This window comes from Empedobacter stercoris, from assembly GCF_020281205.1.
Lineage (GTDB): Bacteria > Bacteroidota > Bacteroidia > Flavobacteriales > Weeksellaceae > Empedobacter > Empedobacter stercoris.
Map to the genome: position 1 here is coordinate 131,305 of NZ_JACXZC010000003.1, position 18,398 is coordinate 149,702.

At 32.2% G+C, this 18,398-nt stretch carries 17 protein-coding genes and 2 riboswitches; of the genes, 8 read left to right on the plus strand and 9 right to left on the minus strand.

What is annotated here, in order from left to right:
• Nucleotides 1–11: 11 nt before the first annotated feature.
• On the plus strand, nucleotides 12–1,163 hold the full coding sequence (locus tag IF125_RS02625) for a cystathionine gamma-synthase (protein WP_225541413.1): 1,152 nt from the start codon (nucleotides 12–14) through the stop codon (nucleotides 1,161–1,163).
• Nucleotides 1,164–1,222: 59 nt separating this feature from the next.
• Entirely contained in the window at nucleotides 1,223–1,816 is a 594-nt protein-coding gene (locus IF125_RS02630; protein ID WP_225541414.1) for a hypothetical protein, read from the plus strand.
• A gap of 47 nt (nucleotides 1,817–1,863) precedes the next feature.
• Here the strand turns inward: IF125_RS02630 and IF125_RS02635 are convergent, their stop codons facing one another.
• From IF125_RS02635 to IF125_RS02655, 5 genes are all read right to left on the minus strand, one after another.
• Entirely contained in the window at nucleotides 1,864–3,321 is a 1,458-nt protein-coding gene (locus IF125_RS02635) for a T9SS type A sorting domain-containing protein (protein WP_225541415.1), read from the minus strand.
• Nucleotides 3,322–3,457: 136 nt separating this feature from the next.
• Nucleotides 3,458–3,940 (minus strand): inorganic diphosphatase, encoded by a 483-nt coding sequence (locus IF125_RS02640; protein WP_171623038.1) that lies wholly within the window; start codon nucleotides 3,938–3,940, stop codon nucleotides 3,458–3,460.
• A 29-nt stretch (nucleotides 3,941–3,969) separates the two neighbouring features.
• Nucleotides 3,970–6,510 (minus strand): DUF5686 family protein, encoded by a 2,541-nt coding sequence (locus tag IF125_RS02645; protein WP_225541416.1) that lies wholly within the window; start codon nucleotides 6,508–6,510, stop codon nucleotides 3,970–3,972.
• A 78-nt stretch (nucleotides 6,511–6,588) separates the two neighbouring features.
• On the minus strand, nucleotides 6,589–7,611 hold the full coding sequence (locus tag IF125_RS02650) for a pyruvate dehydrogenase complex E1 component subunit beta (protein ID WP_225532424.1): 1,023 nt from the start codon (nucleotides 7,609–7,611) through the stop codon (nucleotides 6,589–6,591).
• A gap of 114 nt (nucleotides 7,612–7,725) precedes the next feature.
• The gene (locus tag IF125_RS02655; protein ID WP_225541417.1) at nucleotides 7,726–7,977 is read right to left on the minus strand and encodes a TM2 domain-containing protein; all 252 of its coding nucleotides are present in this window, start codon (nucleotides 7,975–7,977) and stop codon (nucleotides 7,726–7,728) included.
• Nucleotides 7,978–8,145: 168 nt separating this feature from the next.
• Nucleotides 8,146–8,324, plus strand: a riboswitch (cobalamin riboswitch).
• 35 nt (nucleotides 8,325–8,359) lie between these two features.
• On the opposite strand from IF125_RS02655, the gene IF125_RS02660 reads away from it, so the two are divergent.
• Together IF125_RS02660 and IF125_RS02665 are read left to right on the plus strand one after the other, a co-directional pair.
• Nucleotides 8,360–10,168, plus strand: coding sequence for a TonB-dependent receptor (locus IF125_RS02660; protein WP_225541418.1), 1,809 nt, complete (start codon nucleotides 8,360–8,362; stop codon nucleotides 10,166–10,168).
• Between the two features lie 4 nt (nucleotides 10,169–10,172).
• On the plus strand, nucleotides 10,173–11,249 hold the full coding sequence (locus IF125_RS02665; RefSeq protein WP_225541419.1) for a DUF5074 domain-containing protein: 1,077 nt from the start codon (nucleotides 10,173–10,175) through the stop codon (nucleotides 11,247–11,249).
• Between the two features lie 33 nt (nucleotides 11,250–11,282).
• Here the strand turns inward: IF125_RS02665 and IF125_RS02670 are convergent, their stop codons facing one another.
• Nucleotides 11,283–12,188 carry an EamA family transporter gene (locus IF125_RS02670; protein WP_225541420.1) on the minus strand — a complete coding sequence of 302 codons (906 nt, stop codon included), beginning with the start codon at nucleotides 12,186–12,188 and terminating at the stop codon, nucleotides 11,283–11,285.
• Nucleotides 12,189–12,266: 78 nt separating this feature from the next.
• On the opposite strand from IF125_RS02670, the gene IF125_RS02675 reads away from it, so the two are divergent.
• Nucleotides 12,267–12,707 (plus strand): nucleoside deaminase, encoded by a 441-nt coding sequence (locus IF125_RS02675; protein ID WP_188319328.1) that lies wholly within the window; start codon nucleotides 12,267–12,269, stop codon nucleotides 12,705–12,707.
• Here the strand turns inward: IF125_RS02675 and IF125_RS02680 are convergent.
• The gene (locus tag IF125_RS02680; RefSeq protein ID WP_225539162.1) at nucleotides 12,704–13,450 is read right to left on the minus strand and encodes an alpha/beta fold hydrolase; all 747 of its coding nucleotides are present in this window, start codon (nucleotides 13,448–13,450) and stop codon (nucleotides 12,704–12,706) included. The two genes, IF125_RS02675 and IF125_RS02680, sit on opposite strands and share 4 nt — an antisense overlap.
• A gap of 47 nt (nucleotides 13,451–13,497) precedes the next feature.
• Between IF125_RS02680 and IF125_RS02685 the strand changes: the two genes are divergently transcribed.
• From IF125_RS02685 to IF125_RS02695, 3 genes are all read left to right on the plus strand, one after another.
• Entirely contained in the window at nucleotides 13,498–13,977 is a 480-nt protein-coding gene (locus tag IF125_RS02685; protein WP_225541421.1) for a hypothetical protein, read from the plus strand.
• Nucleotides 13,978–14,004: 27 nt separating this feature from the next.
• Nucleotides 14,005–14,586 carry a hypothetical protein gene (locus IF125_RS02690; protein WP_225541422.1) on the plus strand — a complete coding sequence of 194 codons (582 nt, stop codon included), beginning with the start codon at nucleotides 14,005–14,007 and terminating at the stop codon, nucleotides 14,584–14,586.
• A 90-nt stretch (nucleotides 14,587–14,676) separates the two neighbouring features.
• Nucleotides 14,677–16,110: a M28 family peptidase gene (locus IF125_RS02695; protein WP_225541423.1), complete on the plus strand. Its 1,434-nt coding sequence runs from the start codon at nucleotides 14,677–14,679 to the stop codon at nucleotides 16,108–16,110.
• Nucleotides 16,111–16,152: 42 nt separating this feature from the next.
• Here IF125_RS02695 and IF125_RS02700 read toward each other — a convergent pair whose 3' ends face one another.
• Both IF125_RS02700 and IF125_RS02705 read right to left on the minus strand, forming a co-directional pair.
• Nucleotides 16,153–17,529 carry a tryptophanase gene (locus IF125_RS02700; RefSeq protein WP_225541424.1) on the minus strand — a complete coding sequence of 459 codons (1,377 nt, stop codon included), beginning with the start codon at nucleotides 17,527–17,529 and terminating at the stop codon, nucleotides 16,153–16,155.
• Nucleotides 17,530–17,645: 116 nt separating this feature from the next.
• Nucleotides 17,646–18,059: an acyl-CoA thioesterase gene (locus tag IF125_RS02705; RefSeq protein WP_171623049.1), complete on the minus strand. Its 414-nt coding sequence runs from the start codon at nucleotides 18,057–18,059 to the stop codon at nucleotides 17,646–17,648.
• Nucleotides 18,060–18,142: 83 nt separating this feature from the next.
• Nucleotides 18,143–18,289, minus strand: a riboswitch (adenosylcobalamin (AdoCbl) riboswitch).
• Between the last annotated feature and the right edge of the window lie 109 nt (nucleotides 18,290–18,398).

An 18,398-nucleotide genomic window follows, 5' to 3' on the forward strand; every position in this document is an offset into this window, starting at 1 on the left:
AAACATTCACAATGAAATTCAATACAAAAGCTATACACGGTGGTCAACAACACGATCCATCTACAGGAGCCGTAATGACTCCAATTTATCAGACATCAACTTTTGCACAACGTTCACCTGGAGATTATAAAGGTTACGAATATTCTCGTGGTGCAAACCCTACTCGTACTGCTTTAGAAAATGCATTAGCTTCTATCGAAGGTGGGGTTGCAGGTTTTGCCTTTGGTTCTGGTTTAGCAGCAATTGATGGCGTGTTGAAATTATTCAAACCAGGTGATGAAATTATCGCAATGGACGATTTATATGGTGGTTCTTACCGTTTATTTACGCGTGTTTACGAGAAATTTGGATTGAAATTCCATTTCGTAGATATGACAAATGTTGAGGCTGTTGTCGCGTTGATCAATGATAACACAAAAATGGTTTGGATTGAAACACCAACAAATCCATTGATGAAGGTAGTTGATATCAAAGCGGTAAATGATGCGTCAAAAGCAAAAAAAGCAGATGTTTTAGTTGCGGTTGATAACACATTTGCGTCTCCATATTTGCAACGTCCTATCGAGTTAGGTGCTGATATTGTGATGCATTCAGCAACAAAATATTTAGGAGGTCATTCTGATTTAGTGGCTGGAGCAATCATCGTTAATTCGGAGCAATTAGCAACAGATGTTCACTTCAATTTATTTGCAACGGGTGGAATTTTAGGCCCACAAGACTCTTATTTAGTTCTTCGCGGAATCAAAACATTGGCTGTTCGTATGGATCGTCATTGTTCTAATGGAATGAAAGTGGCTCGATTTTTAGAAGCTCATCCAAAAGTTGCGCATACGTATTATCCAGGATTAGAAAATCATCCACAGCACGAAATTGCCAAAAAACAAATGAAAGATTTCGGTGGAATGGTCACATTTACATTAACTTCTGGAAAAAAAGAAGATGCGTTCAAAATCTTAGAAAATTTGAAAGTTTTCACTTTAGCAGAATCATTAGGAGGAGTAGAATCGTTGGCAAATCACCCTGCAACAATGACACATGCATCTATTCCAGCAGAAAAACGTGCGGAAATTGGTATCACAGATGATTTAATTCGTTTGTCTGTTGGTATCGAAGATATAGATGATTTATTAGAAGACTTAGAACAAGTTTTGAACTTGATATAATCGAGTAATAATATAACTATAAGTCTGAATTTAGTTTCAGACTTTTTTATTTTTATATAATGAAATTCATCATTTTCTTTTTACTTTCTACGTTGAGTTTTGCTCAACAATTGGATACGATTAATCTCAATCAAGTTGAGGTGATCAATTATTCCAATTACAAACAGTTTCGACCAAAGTTTAAAAAAGTGGAACGATTGACTGATAACACAAGTTTTGGTCTTAAAATATTTTCAAATTTATTGCTACCAAAAGAAAAGGAAATTGAGATTGTCGCAATTGAGATTTTGTTCGAATCAAAAGTCATAAAGAAGAATTATTGCAACGAATTTTATTATTTTAAACCAATAATTCTACAATCGATTGGTCATAAACAAAGTTTGATTGGTGAAAAATGGTTCGAAGTTGATAAAGATTGTCAAGGAAAATATATTTTTCCAGTTCATTTAAAACTCAATATTTCAGAAGCAAAAAACTATTTTATTGGTGTGGAAACTTCTTACGAAAATCCTTTTTGTCCTGAAGGAAATGGATATTTTGATTTGATAAAAACGAAACAAGCAGTTGATTTGTATGTTGAAATTAATTCAGAAATGATAAAACAAGATATTTTAAAAAATTATTCATTAAATTATATCATCTATTATAAGTAAAAAGGATATTATTTTGCAACAATATCCTTTTTAACATTTAAATCAAATTACTTCACAATAATTTTAGAAGAAGTTTGATTCGTTTTAAAAATATAAACTCCTTTTGGTAAATTGGTCTGAATAGAATTTTGTCCTATTTTTAATTCACCTTGATGAATTAATTTACCATTTACATCAAAAATTTGATAAGGTGATTTTTCTTTTGTATCAATAGTAAAGTTGCCGTTGGTTGGATTTGGATAAAGAGAAAATTTCTTAGAATTCACTTCGGAAGTTGCTAAATTACTACACAAGAAATCAGAATAATCTACCAATCCTAAAGTCGGATCATCTTTTTGGTGAACAATAACATTTTCTACTTGTTGTTCCGATGATTTTTGATTTTCTATCCAGCAATTTCCAACTGCAGACACATCGTTGACAGAATTATTGTATAAAGCATAATTAATTCCGCCATTTCCATTGTTCGAGAAAATATTATTACCAGGGCGTTCAGCAGTACCTAAGTTGATAAAAGCACCTTTCTCGATATTCGTAATTCCCCATAAACTTCCACGAATTTGATTGTCGAAAATATCAATGACATTTGTTGTAGGATTTGAAGCAAGATAAATTGAAATTCCGCTTCCACCGTTCGTAGGATTTGTTTCTGTATTATTATCTTCGAGAATATTTCCGATGATTTTTCCTTTCGAGTTTCCTCCAGAAATGGTAATTCCATATCGGTTGTCGCGAATTGTATTATTTTCGATAATTGCTTCGTTCGTTACACCTAATAAACTTGAAACGGAAATTCCTCCAACTCGAGTTTTTTCTCGATCTCCAATAATTGTATTTCCACGAATAATCGTAGGATTGTTGCCACTTGGTCCCATATTAATTTGAGGACGATTAGAATTGTCTTGATTGTTGCCTTCTAAATGATTATTTTCAAACGTTAAAGAAACAGATTGATTGGCTCCTGAACCGACAACGGGAGTTTTATTGAATTTGAACGTTGAGTTCTTAATGATAGGATTTCCACGAGAAAAATTAATTGCTCCTCCGGTAGAAATTCCACCATATTGATAAGAAATTTCAGAGTTGTTCATGATAAAAGATTCGTTTAGAGAACGAATTCCTCCACCATAAACCATTTTGAAATGATTGAAACTGGCAGTTGCACCTTCTTCTATTCGAATTCCTTTAAAATAAGTAGTTCCTGGATTGTCGGATGTAAACAACACTTCTTTTGGCGCATTAACATCTATTGTTCCGGCAATGGTTATAAGTTTCCCATCAGCAATAACTAAGGTATAGTCTGTATCAGATAAAAATGTGTCATTTACAGAAATCGTTAAATCATCTGTTAATTCATAACGATTTGTTGTTTGATCGAAAGTGATGACATCTGTTAAAGCATCAAGATCAGCAATACGGTATGTTTTTCCATCGTTTGGTGTAGCATATTGAGCAAAAATCATCTGCCCAAGCAGCGCTAAGGAAAGTGTAAAAGATTTCTTCATAATTTCACTAAGTATTAATTAGGAATGAAATTAGAAAGAAAAAGCGATTTTTGAAATTATTTATCAATAAAATAGTTCAAAATAAAATAGTCCTCAAAAAATGAGAACTATTGATATGAAAATAATAATTTATTTCTTAGTGAGCAGGAACGAAACGATCTTTTGCTTCTTGTAATAATTGTTCAGCTTGCGCTTTATCACCATATCCTTCTACGATACAAGTTTTATTTTCTAAATCTTTGTAAGTTTTGAAGAAATGCTCAACCGCTTTTAATGTATGAGGGTTCATATCATCTAAACTTTCTAATTGGTTCCAAGTTGGATCAGCAACTGGTACACAAATTAATTTTTCGTCACGACCTTTATCGTCAGACATGTTTAAAACACCAATTGTTTTAACTTCGATAACACAACCTGGTACAGTTGGCTCAGTTAAGAAAACTAATACATCAATTGGGTCACCATCCAATGCTAAAGTATTTTCAACAAATCCGTAGTCTGCTGGGTAAAACATTGGTGAATACAAAACGCGATCAAAACGAATTCTTCCTGTTTCGTGATCCATTTCGTATTTATTACGAGATCCTCTTGGGATTTCTATAATTGCATCAAAAGTCATTGTAATATTCTTTTTTTATTATTTATTCTCTAAAAATTCCAATCTAAACCGATTGTGACGCCAAATTTACGAACATCTGGCAAATTATTATAATTTCCACGCCAATTAAAATCAACTCGAATAGGTCTAATGTTTCCAAAACCAATGTTTTCGATTCCAAACCCGTATTCATAGTAGATTTGTTGATTAGGTGCAAAGTATTCTATTGTCGAATGATTGATTGCTTTACTTTTTTCGGAAATATCTCCGTATGCTGCACGTAAGAAGCCAACTTCTCTTAATTTTAATTTTTTGATTAAGGGAACTTTGTTCAAAATCCAACCATTAAAGTGGTGCTCCCAGTTCATTGTCGCATATTGATCAGTTACAAATTCATAATAATCTAACTGAGAAAACGTTCCATACACTTGTCCATAACTTTCATTACCGGGAATTGCACTCATTAATGAGAGTGGAACACCTTGAAATGTTTTTCCTGCTTCTACTGTTACCAACGATTTACCAAATGATCCAATCAAAATAGGTTGTGTATATAAGAATTGTAATTTATCGTATTCAAAATCTGAATTGATGACACCTTTTAAACCTTTTGTGTAACGTAACATCAACGTTGGTGCAAGTGTAGTCATTTCGTAACGATCAATTCCATATTGCGAATATTTAGCACCTGGACGAGCAATAATCGAAACACTCACACTTGAGTTTGTCAAGGTTTCTTTTAGTTGACCATTCTTTTCGTAAGCTATCGAAAATTGTTGCGCATCCGCAGGCTTTATCAGTTGATAATTTCCATCAACACGAAATGTAACGTTTTTCCATGGCTCTATCGAAGTATAGATGTTTGTCAAATTATTATTACTCAAAAAAGTATTGTCTCCTTGATTAATAATAGATGAAGAAGCAAAACTACGCGTCATAATTCCATCAGATGAGGTTAAAGAAGCAGCCAACTGTTCTACATCTCGCTTTGTTCCAATTCCGACTTGAAAACGATTGTATTTGTTAAACATATAACGGAAATCGGCTCCGTATTTGAATTTATTATCTCCAAAACCATAGGCCATAAATCCTTGTGCACGCCACATATCATTTTGCGAAAAATAAGTACGAGCACCAGCTCTTAATCGAAAACCTTCGATTTGGTTATATCCAAAAGACGAATATAAATTTCCAATATCAATCGCATTTCCGACATTGTAATAACCAGAACCAAGAACTTCAATAGCTTTTACAATATTATTAAATTTTGGAACTTTATTTAATTGTTCTAATGTTTCGTAAATTCCTTCTTGATCTTTTGTTAAAGTCTCAGGACGACTTTCTGCCCAAAATTGATTATCTTTTTCGTTTAAAGAAGCTTTTGCAGGATCTAATCTTTCGTAATAATATGCTTCGGGATGCGTTGTATTGAAATCGTAGTTGTAATAATTAACCGTTTTATGCGCAAAAATTCCTTTTGCACTTTCCTTTTTACTCAACAAAGACATGTCTAACATCGCATATTCTTTCTTTGGATAGAAAATAGAGTCGTTTGGAATGTCGTATTGCAGATTCATGAAAATATTGCGTACAAAATTTACATTGATTTCTTTCGTCGTTTCCATCACAACTTCTTTTACTGCGTAAGCATCTTTCGAAATAAATAATTCACCTTTGAACGTTAGTTCACCTTCTCGACGTGGATAATATTTGATTCGATAAGATTCTACACCGTCAACGTCTACAGTATCTTTCAGTTCATAATCGTACACAGCAAAACCATCAGTGGCAATGGGACTCACAAATTTGATATCTAAAATATTAACTCGATTATGGTAAATATCTACATCACGGAAAAGATTTTTTACTGTTGATGCTACAATTTCATTGTTCTCGAATCCAGATGTTTTATTGGCAATTAATTCGCGACGCTCTTTTGTAGAAGGTTGATTGATACCAGCTATTTTATAAATTGATTCATTCAGAAAAGCGGGTAAATATGTTTTTCCATTAATAGAAGATGTATCAATTTTTTCAAATACAAATTCCATTCCTTTGAAAATCTTACGCTTCATAAAACTTGAGTCGATATTGCTGATATCAAATTGCAACTTCTCATATTCATCATATTGATAATGTGGCGTTAGCTTTAAACCGTTTTTCTTTTTACGTTTCCAAACCTCTCTTAAAATAGCGTAGGCAGGGTTTTCTTTCTTTTTAAGACGCTTTTTCTTTGCCGAAACAACAGCTTCTTGTAAATCAACTGATTGATTATTATCAATTTCTTGTCCTTCTTCTTCCGCTAAAAATAATTGCGCAATGAAATTATAATCGATTTTATTTTCGATGATATAATCCGAAATTTCATAACCACTTTTCGAAATGACTATTTTTTCTGCATTAGAAGTAGATTCGATATAAAATGTACCATCAGAATTTGATGTTGCACTAACCTTTAGTTCAGGTAATCGAATATCTGCATAAGGAATTGGCTTCAAGGTTTCAGCATCTATTACTTTACCTTGAATTTTTACTTGTGCCTGTAGAGAGGCTAGAACAACTATAAAAAAAGCTGTTATATAACTTTTCATTTATGAGATTTGGTTAAAAAAAATAAAGCCTAGCAAAATGTATGCTAGACTTTACAAATATAGTTGATAATCTTAATATTATTTATACATAACTGATTTTACAGCTTCAATAACATCTTTTGCATTTGGAATCCAAGATTCGTACAAGTTAGGAGCGTAAGGTGCTGAGGTATCTTTAGTTGTAATACGTTTGATCGGCGCATCTAAATAATCGAATGCTTTTTGTTGAACCATATAGGTAATTTCTGAAGCAACTGAAGCGAAAGGCCATGCTTCTTCTAAAACAACCAAACGATTTGTTTTCTTCACCGATTTGAAAATCGTATCATAATCTAATGGACGAACTGTACGCAAGTCAATAACTTCTACACTAATTCCTTCTTTTGCTAATTCATCAGCAGCAATATAAGCTTGCTTAATAATTTTACCGAAAGAAACCAATGTTACGTCTGTTCCTTCTCGTTTGATTTCTGCTTTACCAATTTCGATTGTGTACTCTTCATCTGGCATTTCCATTTTATCTCCATACATCTGTTCAGATTCCATAAAAATAACTGGATCGTTGTCACGAATTGCAGATTTTAATAACCCTTTTGCATCATAAGGATTAGAAGGGACAACCACTTTAAGACCTGGTACATTGGCATACCAATTTTCAAAAGCTTGTGAATGCGTTGCACCTAATTGTCCTGCAGAAGCAGTAGGTCCTCTAAATACAATTGGACAGTTAAATTGCCCTCCTGACATTTGATAAATTTTAGCGGCGTTATTGATAATTTGGTCAATACATACTAATGAAAAGTTGAACGTCATGTATTCTACGATTGGACGGCATCCTGTCATTGTAGAACCAATTGCAATACCAGAAAAACCAGCTTCTGCGATTGGTGCATCTATTACACGTTCTGGACCAAATTCGTCTAACATTCCTTTCGAAGCTTTGTAGGCACCGTTATACTCTGCTACTTCTTCTCCAATTAAAAATACAGATTCATCGCGACGCATTTCTTCACTCATTGCCTCTGCGATTACTTCTCTAAATGTTTTTATAGCCATTTTATGCGATTTCGTTCTTTTATTATATTTTTTCCTAAAGCAAATGTAATAAAAAACTTGTGAATTATTTAAAACGAATTTATTCAATAAAAAATCCCAATAAATCGAATGATAATTTGGGATATAAAATATTTAAAAAAGAATTATTTTTTTTTGAATTTAGAACCAACCTTTGTGTCCTTTTATATAGGTATTATCAAATTCTTCATCAGATTTTAATAGATACATAATTCCTTCAATAAATGGAATAATTCCTGCAAAACCAAATGTTACAAATGTTGCAATAATTTGGATGATTCCTTCTTTTGTATAGCCTAAATAGAATTTATGAATACCTAAGTATCCCACTAAAATTCCTAAAATTCCAGCGACAAGTTTTTTTTCAGATTTGTATGGTTGATTATTTTCCATTGTTTTAAGTTTTTAGTTATAATTTAATGTGTTACAAATTTAGTTTTCAATTTTCTTATAAAAATCACTAGATATAATGAATTTGCTTGGTATACAAATAAAATCATTCTTTTATTAATTTAAAGTTAATGATTTAACAATCACGTATTCATATTTCAAGCACTTTTCTTTACATTTGCACAAAATGGTGCTCAACGAGTGAGTTAAAAGGGAATTTGGTTCAATTCCAAAACTGTCCCCGCAACTGTAAATTCTCCCTATCTTTTTACTACAAATCCACTGAGAAATCGGGAAGGATATAAAAAGTGAGAACAAGTCAGGAAACCTGCCATTGATAACGAATGAATAGAAAATGTTTTCGGAGGAAAAACAGCTTTTTAATATGAAAAATTTTTTTCTTTGTTTTAATTTGATTGCAGGAATTGCTTTCGCACAGACAGATACCATCAGTTTGAAGCCTTTGATTATGAATGATGTTTTTCTCAAAAATCATTATAAATCGCAAAGTGTAATCAAACTCAATGATAGTATTTTAGAGCAAAATCCGAATCAACTTACCCAAGTTTTGCAAGCGCAAACACCGCTGTATTTTAAAGAAAATGGTAGAGGAATGGTTTCTTCTCCCTCTTTTCGTGGAACTTTGGCTTCGCACACCGCTGTTGTTTGGAATGGAATTAATGTTAATTCGCAAACAACTGGACAAACTGATTTTAATTTATTTACGAGCAATTCTTTTGACGGAATGATTGTAAAACCTGGTGGCGGAAGTATCGCATATGGAACAGGGGCAATAGGTGGAACAATTCACTTGCTGAATAAGACTGAATACAATAAAGGTCTTAATCAAAAAATAAGTTTGGGTTATGGAAGTTTTGATACATGGTCTGGAAAATATAAACTCAACTATAGTACAGAAAAATTAAGTTCTTCTTTAGCTTATGTAAGAAGTCAATCGGATAACGATTATTCGATTCCAAATTTTATGAAGAAGAACTTAAACGGAAAATATTATTTCAATACGATAAATGCCAATTTTGGGTATAAAATCGATTCGAAAAATGAATTAAAACTATATTCGATGTTTAATTTTGGTAGCCGAGAATTTCCATTGGTTGATATAGGTTCTACGCCTTCGGGTTACGACAATAACGATTATCGTGTGATGACGGAATGGAATTTTAATCCAACTGAAACGTGGCAATCGCAATTAAAGTTGGCTTATGTAAGAGAAGAAAGTAGTTTTTTCAACAACATTCACCATACATATTCTGACGATTTAGAGGTTGATAATTATGTATTGAAATATTATTTGAATCATCAATTGACATCTAATTTTGAAGTAGCGATTTCATCCGAAGCAAATTATAATCAAGGAAGTGGAAATAATTTGAGCAAAAGTGATCAAAATTCGCTCAATTTTGCGTTGATTGCAAAACATAAATTATCGGATCATTTTGCGTATGAAGCGAGTATTCGCCAAGATTTTTCTAACCAATATCAAAATCCTTTTATTTATTCTTTAGGCTTCAATTATCGTCCTATCAATTCCTATCAATTAAGAGGAAATATTTCGAAAAATTTCAGAAATCCAACCTACAATGATTTATTTTGGAAAACGGGAGGAAATCCAGATTTGAAATCAGAATCGGCTTATCAATTCGAAATTGGGAATGATTTTATCAGTAAAAATTTAAACATTCAAACCAATATTTTTTACAATAAATTGAGTGATATGATTCAATGGATTCCGAGTCAATCGAACTCTTCGTATTGGATTCCTCGAAATGTTAACCGAGCCGAAACCTATGGTTTTGAATTGATAGGAGATTACAAATGGAATGCTTTTACATTTAATACAACTTACGGATTCACAAGAACAAAAGATAAATCGAAAAACAAAGAACTAATGTATTCGCCTCGTCACAAATGGACGTCAAGTGCACAATATACGTACAAACAGTTATCTGCGTTTGTTCAAAACAGTTACACAAGTAAAGTCTTTTCTGATTCGGAAGAAGAAAAAATAATTGATAATTTTTGGGTAACTAATTTAGGGCTAAGTTATACGATTTCACCACTTTATAGCGTTTTTATTAGAGTGAATAATGTGTTTAATCAACATTACCAAACACAAGAAAACCGTTGGCAACCAGGCACAAATTATACTTTACAAATACAAATAAAATTTTAAAACTATGATAAAATTTAAATCTATTGCGTTTATCGCTTTAGCCGGAGTTTTTTTACAATCGTGTTCGAATGATGATGATGGACCAAGCAACGACCCTGAAAATGGGAACTATTCGAAGGGAGTTTTTGTTTTGAACGAAGGAAATATGAACTCGTCTAATTCGGATATTACTTATTTTGATCCAACTAAAGATGTAAGTACAACCAATCCAATTCAAGATATTTTCAAAACTGCAAATGCAGGGGCTCAATTAGGATCAGTTGGACAAAGTATTTTTTTTAAAGGAAATAAAGCATATATCGTTGTTAATGCATCGAATAAAGTAGAAATTGTTGATCATACAACGTTTAAAAAGGTAAATACGATTCCTTCTTCTTCAACAATGAACAATCCTCGTTACGTGGTTGCTGATAATGATTTCTTGTATATTTCTAATTGGGGAGATCCAGCTGTTTCTACTGATGATTTTATTGCAAAATATAAGATGAGTGATTTATCTTTTGTTGCAAAATATTCGGTGGATGAAGGTCCAGAAAAGATGATTCTTGAAAATGGAAAATTGTACGTTGCACAAAAAGGAGGTTGGGGAATTGGTAAAACAGTTTCAATTATTGACCTTAAAACATCAGATAGAAAAACAGTTAATGTTGGAGAAGTTCCGACTGATTTAACGATTCAGAACGGAAATTTATATGTGCTTTCGCAAGGTGTTTCTTGGGGGACACCATCAAAAGGGAAATTAGTTCGATACAATCTTGCAAGTGAAGACAAATTAGAAATGAATTTCCCTGAAGGAGAACATCCAGATTTCTTGGTTGCGAAAAATAATAAATTGTATTATATTTTGAATAATTCTGTTTATTCAATGGCTTTAAATGCAACAAATTTACCAACAAAAGCAGACTATATTACAGGTGCAGATAATGTGTATGGATTTAATGTAGAAGGCGATACGTTCTATATTTTAGATGCAAAAGATTTCAAATCAAGTGGTCGTTTGTTAATTCAGAATGCGCAAGGAGGTCTTAAGCATCCAGCGATTACAACAGGTGTTGGACCAAATTCTGTTTACATCAAATAGTTACTTCTTTACAGTAATAAAAAAATCCGAAAGCTAAGCTTCGGATTTTTTTATGTTTTTTAATTTAAAAATTGTTTTCGAATTGAAAACGATAATTGCTAAAAGAATTAGACTATAACCAATCATTTGCATTGAAGATACAACTTCATTATAATAAAAAATTGCCAAAGCGAAATTCATAATTGGATTCAAGTAAATTAAAATGCCGACCGTAGAGGAATCGATTCCTTTCAAAGCAAAATTATTCAAGAACATAGGAATAATTGTGAATAACACAACAATCATCAGAATGCATTGGTAAAAAATTGTTTCGGTGGGAATGGGTCCTGAAAAAATGAAAACCAACGGCAACATCAAAATTGCAACGATTAATAATTGGGTCATTAAAAGATTGAAACTATCGAAAATATTCAAACTTCGTTGAATAATAATATATAATGCAAAAGTACAAGCTACAATTAAACTATAAACTAAGTCTAATAAATGACCTATAGAAAGGATTAAGCACGCTAAAAGACTAATTCCAACAGCAATCCATTTTATTTTGGTCAAATGTTCTTTCAGAATGATAAAAGCTAATACGGTGGTTATAATTGGACAAACCAAGTAAGAAAGCGAGGCTGCTTGTACACTAATATGATTCATCACGATGATAAACATCAACCAATTAGTCATTAAAATTACAGAACCACCAACAATTAAGCTTCCTAATTTTTTTTGTTTCTTTTTGTCAAAAGATTTGAACAAATTCCAGTCAGCTTTCATTTTATTTCGTCTAAAACCAACGTTTATTAGCACTAAAAAGAAAACCGAAACGTATAATCTAAAAAATAGAATGTCCAAAGGAGGATAATCCGCAATAGGTTTTAAACCAAAACTAAAAAAGCCCCAAATAAAGTAAGTTATAATGGCTGCGATGATATATTTTGATTGATTCATAATTGGAGTCTTCAATTTGTGCAAATGTATCGAATATCCAAGTTGGAAATGATTAATTTTGCGTTTAAATTTTATCAAATGGAGAATCTTTTTACCGACGAATATTTTATGCGAATAGCCTTTAACGAAGCTGTAACAGCTTTCGAAAGAGACGAAATTCCAGTTGGAGCTGTCATTGTTTGCAACAATAAAATTATAGCAAAAGCACATAATTTAACCGAAACGTTAACTGATGTTACGGCTCATGCCGAAATGCAAGCGATAACTTCTGCAGCGAATTATTTGGGTGGAAAATATTTACAAGATTGTACTTTATACGTTACTTTAGAACCTTGTGTGATGTGTGGTGGCGCTTTGTATTGGAGTCAAATCTCGAAAGTTGTGTATGGTGCTTCTGATGATAAAAGAGGTTTTAAAGCAAAGATTGGAGAGCTACATCCAAAAACTGAAATCGTAGCTGGAGTTATGGAAGATGAATGTAGCCAATTGATAAAAGAGTTTTTTATGCGAAAACGCTAAATTGATTTTAAGAGTGATAAAACCTCTTCATAATTTTCGATAAAAGCCATGTGTCCACCATCTAATTTAGAAAGATGAATAGTTGGTAAATCAGGTATTCGTGTTAGAAATAGTTCAGGATTAACTGTTTCATCATGTAAACCGACCATAATATAAATTTCACCTTTAAAATCGTATAAAATTGAAGAACGATCTGGTCGCTCTTGCATTCCTTTCAAAGCCGCACAAACACCTTCGATAGAGGTTGTTAAAGCTATTTCTTTTACAAATTTTAAATCCTCTCTAAATTTATCTCGATGATGAGCGGCAAATAAAGAGGGCATACTAAAATTAACCAATGTGTTAAAATTTCTTTTCGCTGTATTACATGCTTTCAATCGTTGATTTTTCTTAGCTTCATCATCCGCTAATGTAGAAGAATTAATCAAAACGATATTCTCTGTTCGTTCAGGAAAAAGTTCAGCCAAAGCACAAGTTACATAACCACCCATCGAATGCCCAACAAAAGTTGCTTGTTCAATTTTTAGCTCATCTAAAACAGCAATCACTTCTTCTGCCATTTCTTCCATAGTGTTCACTTCACCAATGTTTTCAGAATTTCCATGACCGGGTAAATCAATTGTAATGATTTGGAAATGTTCTATCAAATCATTTTTTAATCGATTCCATATTTTATGATTTTCTAAAAAACCATGTAAAAAGACAATTGCTTTTCCGTCTCCATTATTTTCGTAAAACAACATAAGTTTGGTTCAGAATTTGTAATTCGTTAAAATACAAATTTACAATAATGAAAAAATATACTCCTATTATCCTCCTATCATTAGCTATTGCTGCTATTGTTTTTTATTGCATGACTAAAAATGAATCTATTAAAGTGGGACAATCTGCCCAGAAAGAAGTAAAAAACAGTTCTTTTGTAAAAGAAATTGCATTAAGAATTCCAGAAATTTCAGATCATTCAGAATTAAAACTTATGAATGGAAAAGGCGATTTTGAGATAGAAAAACATGCAAATGAAAATCAAATATTTAGTTTTCGTAATGATTCTTCTCAATCAGTATTTATTCAAATTATTCCACAAAATAATCAAGCAAATATTCGAATCAACCAAATTATTTCACCTAATAACGAAAGTGATGGACCTTTTGGAAAAGAAATCAATTATGATTTGACAGAAAAAGGTTTGTACCAAATTAGAATTGGAGAAAGTTTAATGCAAGGAGATCCTTTTGAAGGAAATTATACCTTGAAATTGCAGTTAAAATAGTTACTTTTACAACAGAATTTTGCTGTTATGAAATGGAATTTTATTGCTTTTATTACTTTATTGTGTTTTTATAGTTGTGAGGACAAATCTACGCCGACAATTTATCCAAGCAAAATAGGGATTGATTCGGCATACAAGGATTTAGCTAAACAAGATAAACCAATTGTAGAGGATGTGATGAAAGAGGAAGAAAAAACTCTAAAAACCTCTAATAAAATAGTTGAAAAACCGAGCCGAAAAACTATTTCAAATACGGATAAAATTGTTCCGTTAAGTCGCAATAATACAACCGAAGATTTGGTTATTAGTTATGCAAAAGCAAATGCAGAACCTACTAAAGTAGCGGGACAAACGAATACATTTACGTTTAATTCGGATTCAGCCAAAAAAGTTTGGATTAAAGTATCAGCACAAGATTCAATGGCTAATATTCGTATTAATCATATCAAAGGACCTGCAGATTCTATAAAAGGAGGACCTTTCGGAAAAGAAACGATTTTCGATTTACCTGCACGTGGTGTTTATCAATTTTCTATTTCAGAAAAGCCTACAAATGCAAAACCTTATGCTGGACAGTATAAAGTTGAATTGAAATTATTGTGGAAGTAATGATCTATCTTTCAAAATAAAATAAAAATTTTAGTTAATTTTTATCAATTATTTTCCAAAACATTTTTAAGTTTATGGAAATACTCACACATGAAATCGAAATTATTATTCTCACTTGGCTTAATTACTGCAACTATGAGTTTATCAGCTCAAACGAATGAACAAATTTTAACGTTGATAAATAACGAAGTAAAACAAAATTCGGAGGCTTATCAACAATTAAAAAAAGCAACCGAAACGATTGGGCATCGTGCAACAGGAACAGAAAATGGAAAGAAAGCAGAAGAATATGCTGCAAATTTATTGCGTTCTTATGGTTATGATGTTGTTTTTCAAGAGTTTACTTTTAATGGGTGGAATCGTAAGAGTTTAGATCTTAAAGTTAATCATCAATCAATCGAAGCGGTTGCGTTAGCACATTCGCCTGCAAAAGTCAAACTTTCTGGTGAATTGATTGATTTGGGGAATGGTCTACAAGACGATTACAAACAAATTGGTGATCAAGTAAAAGGTAAAATTGTTTTCGCTGCACTTGGTTTATTAGAAGGGACACCAAAAGAAGTTGAGAATCTGCATCGCTCCGAAAAAACTGCTTTAGCAGAAAAATATGGAGCAAAAGGAATTATTTTGTTTAATCGTGCTCCAGGAGAAATTTTATTAACAGGTACTGCTTCGGTTACGGGAGAAATTATCAAGATTCCTGCACTTAATATCAGTTTAGAAGCCGGATTGAAAATCAAAGAAAATTTAAAGAAAGGAAAGGAAGTTGCAAAAATAGAAATGAAAAATGATGTTGGACAAATGAAAGGTCGCAACATTATTGCCACGAAAATTGGAACTAAATATCCAGACGAAAAAATTGTTTTAGGAGGTCATTTAGATAGTTGGGATTTAGCTACGGGAGCTATAGATAATGGAGTGGGAAGTTTTTCTGTGATTGATGTAGCAAGAACGTTCAAAAAACTTCAATTGAAAAATGAGCGAACAATAGAGTTTGTTCTATTTATGGGAGAAGAAGTTGGATTGATTGGTTCTAAACATTATGTGAATCAAGCAATGAAAGATGGTTCAATTCATCAAATAAAAGTGATGTCAAATATGGACATGACAACTAATCCAAAATCCTATTATTCGACAATGGAAAGCAGTTTGCCAATTTTATCAGCATATGCGAAAGATGTCCAAAAAGTAATTCCAGATTTTAAATCGAGTACATATGTAAGTATCGGTTTACATTCGGATCATCAGCCTTTTATGTTACAAGGTGTGCCAATTATAGGTTTGTCAGATAGCCAATTTACAAAAGGTGCTTTAGATTGTTATCACGCCAATTGTGATACGTTTGATTATGTAGAAGAAGTTGGCTTAAAAAATAATGTCATTTTAGAAACCTATTTGTTATACCAATTAAGTAATCTTGATCAAATACCTTCTAATCATTGGTCTGAACTTGAAATAAAAGAAGCTTTAATCAAAGGAAATTTAAAAACTCCACTTCGTATTTCAGGCGATTGGAGATGGTAATATCAAAAAAAAATCCTTCAGAATTTCTGAAGGATTTTTTGTTTATTTCTTTTTTAATTTAACGGTAAAATGTCGTAAGATTTCTGATTCCCACGAAATTTCATAACCTGAATTAATCTCATTTCGGCGATCGAAAATATTCTTCAATGCTACTGCGATATAATCCATGTGACTTTGGAAATAAGTACGTCTTGGAATGGCTAAACGCAACAATTCTAACTTTGGATAACGATTTTCTCTTGTTTCAGGATCACGATCAGCCAAAATAGTTCCAATTTCTACACCTCGAATTCCAGCTTCCTTATACAATTCAATTCCTAAAGTTTGTGCAGGAAATTCTTCGCGCGGGACGTTTGGCAAGAATTTTACAGCATCTACAAAAATAGCATGTCCTCCAATTGGCTGTTGAATCGGAATTCCATATTCGATTAATTTATTTCCTAAATATTCGATCTGTTTGATACGAGATTGTAAGTACGAATATTCTGTTGATTCTTGTAAACCTTGTGCTAAGGCAGCTAAATCGCGTCCAGCTAATCCTCCATAACTTAAATATCCTTCGTATATAATTCCAAAATTTCCACAAATTTTATATAGCTCTTCGTTATTCAGTGCAATAAATCCACCGATATTTACCAAACCATCTTTTTTTGCAGACATCGTCATTCCATCCCCAAAAGAAAACATTTCCAAAACAATTTCTTTAATTGTTTTCTGCTTAAATTCTTCTTCTCTTTCTTTGATGAAGTATGCATTTTCAGCGAAACGAGCACCGTCAAAAAAGACAGGAATTTCATACTGATTAGATAGTTCACGTACTTGACGAATGTTCTCCATAGATACAGGTTGACCGCCAGAAGAATTACACGTAACCGTGATTAAAGTAAATGGAATTTTTTCTTTGCCATATTCTTTGTAGACATTTTCAAGCTTTTGTAAATCGATGTTTCCTTTGAATGGATGAATCAATTCGCTATCAAATGCTTCGTCAATTGTACAATCAATGGCATGTGCTTTTCTAAATTCAATGTGTCCTTTTGTTGTGTCAAAATGTGAATTTCCAGGAACCACATGACCTTCTTTAACAAGTGCCGAAAATAATACATTTTCCGCTGCACGACCTTGATGAGTAGGTAAAAGAAATTTGAAACCTGTAATTGTATTGATTGTTTCTTTTAGTTTCAAGAATGATTGAGAACCTGCGTAACTTTCGTCTCCAGTCATCATCTCAGACCACTGTTTATCCGACATAGCTCCAGTTCCTGAATCGGTTAATAGATCGATAAATACTTTATGGCTTTCAAGATTAAATAGGTTGTAGTCTTTTTCTTCGATCCACTTTTCGCGCTCTTCTGGAGTAGATTGATAAATTTCTTCGACCATTTTTATACGAAATGGTTCGGCAAAAGGTAATTCCATTTTTTTGTGTTTAGTGTAAAACTAAGAAACCTTAAGATTATTATCAATTATATAATTAAAATCAAAAAAATCCTTTATCTCTTAGACAAAGGATTTTAACTTTCTATAGTTCGTTGTTAGTCAATAACAGGAACTGGTCTTTTGTTTTCGTTAATAGCAACTAACGTAAATGTTCCAGTAATCGCTTTTTCGCGGCCATCTCTGTACATACTTTCGATGAATATATCAATTTGTACATCCAAACTTGTACGACCAACACGAACAACTTTACCAACCATTTCGACAATAGTTCCGGCAGGAATAGAATGTTTAAAATCAATTTTATCACTACTTACTGTAACAATAGGTTTACGACAAAAACGAGTTGCTGTCATAAAAGCAATTTCATCCATCAGATACATGACTGATCCACCAAACATGGTGTTGTGATGGTTTGTATCTCCTGGAAAAACAGCTTTGAAAATACGAGTTTCAGAATTGATGATACGTTGTTCGATCAACTCTTCTCTTGGGGTTTTTTCCACTTCCATTATCATAATTTTACACGTTACTTTTTCTTAAATTTAATTTTGTGACAATGTTTTTGTGGTGTTTTAATAATTTCATAGAACATAATTTTTGAACTTTTTTCGCGAAAGTTTATTATAAATTAAAATTTCAAAATTGGCATTCTGGCTTATCAAATTTGTTGATTTACAGTTGCGCGACAGCTCGTGAGTTACACACGATTTCCCTATATTTTGAAATGAAACAAGGTGCAAAGATAGATGAGAAAAATGAAATTTTTATATTTATTGGATCAAATTCGTTGGTTTGGAATAATTCGTGTAAATTCATTTTCTCAATTTTTTTAATCATTTTAAAAGAAA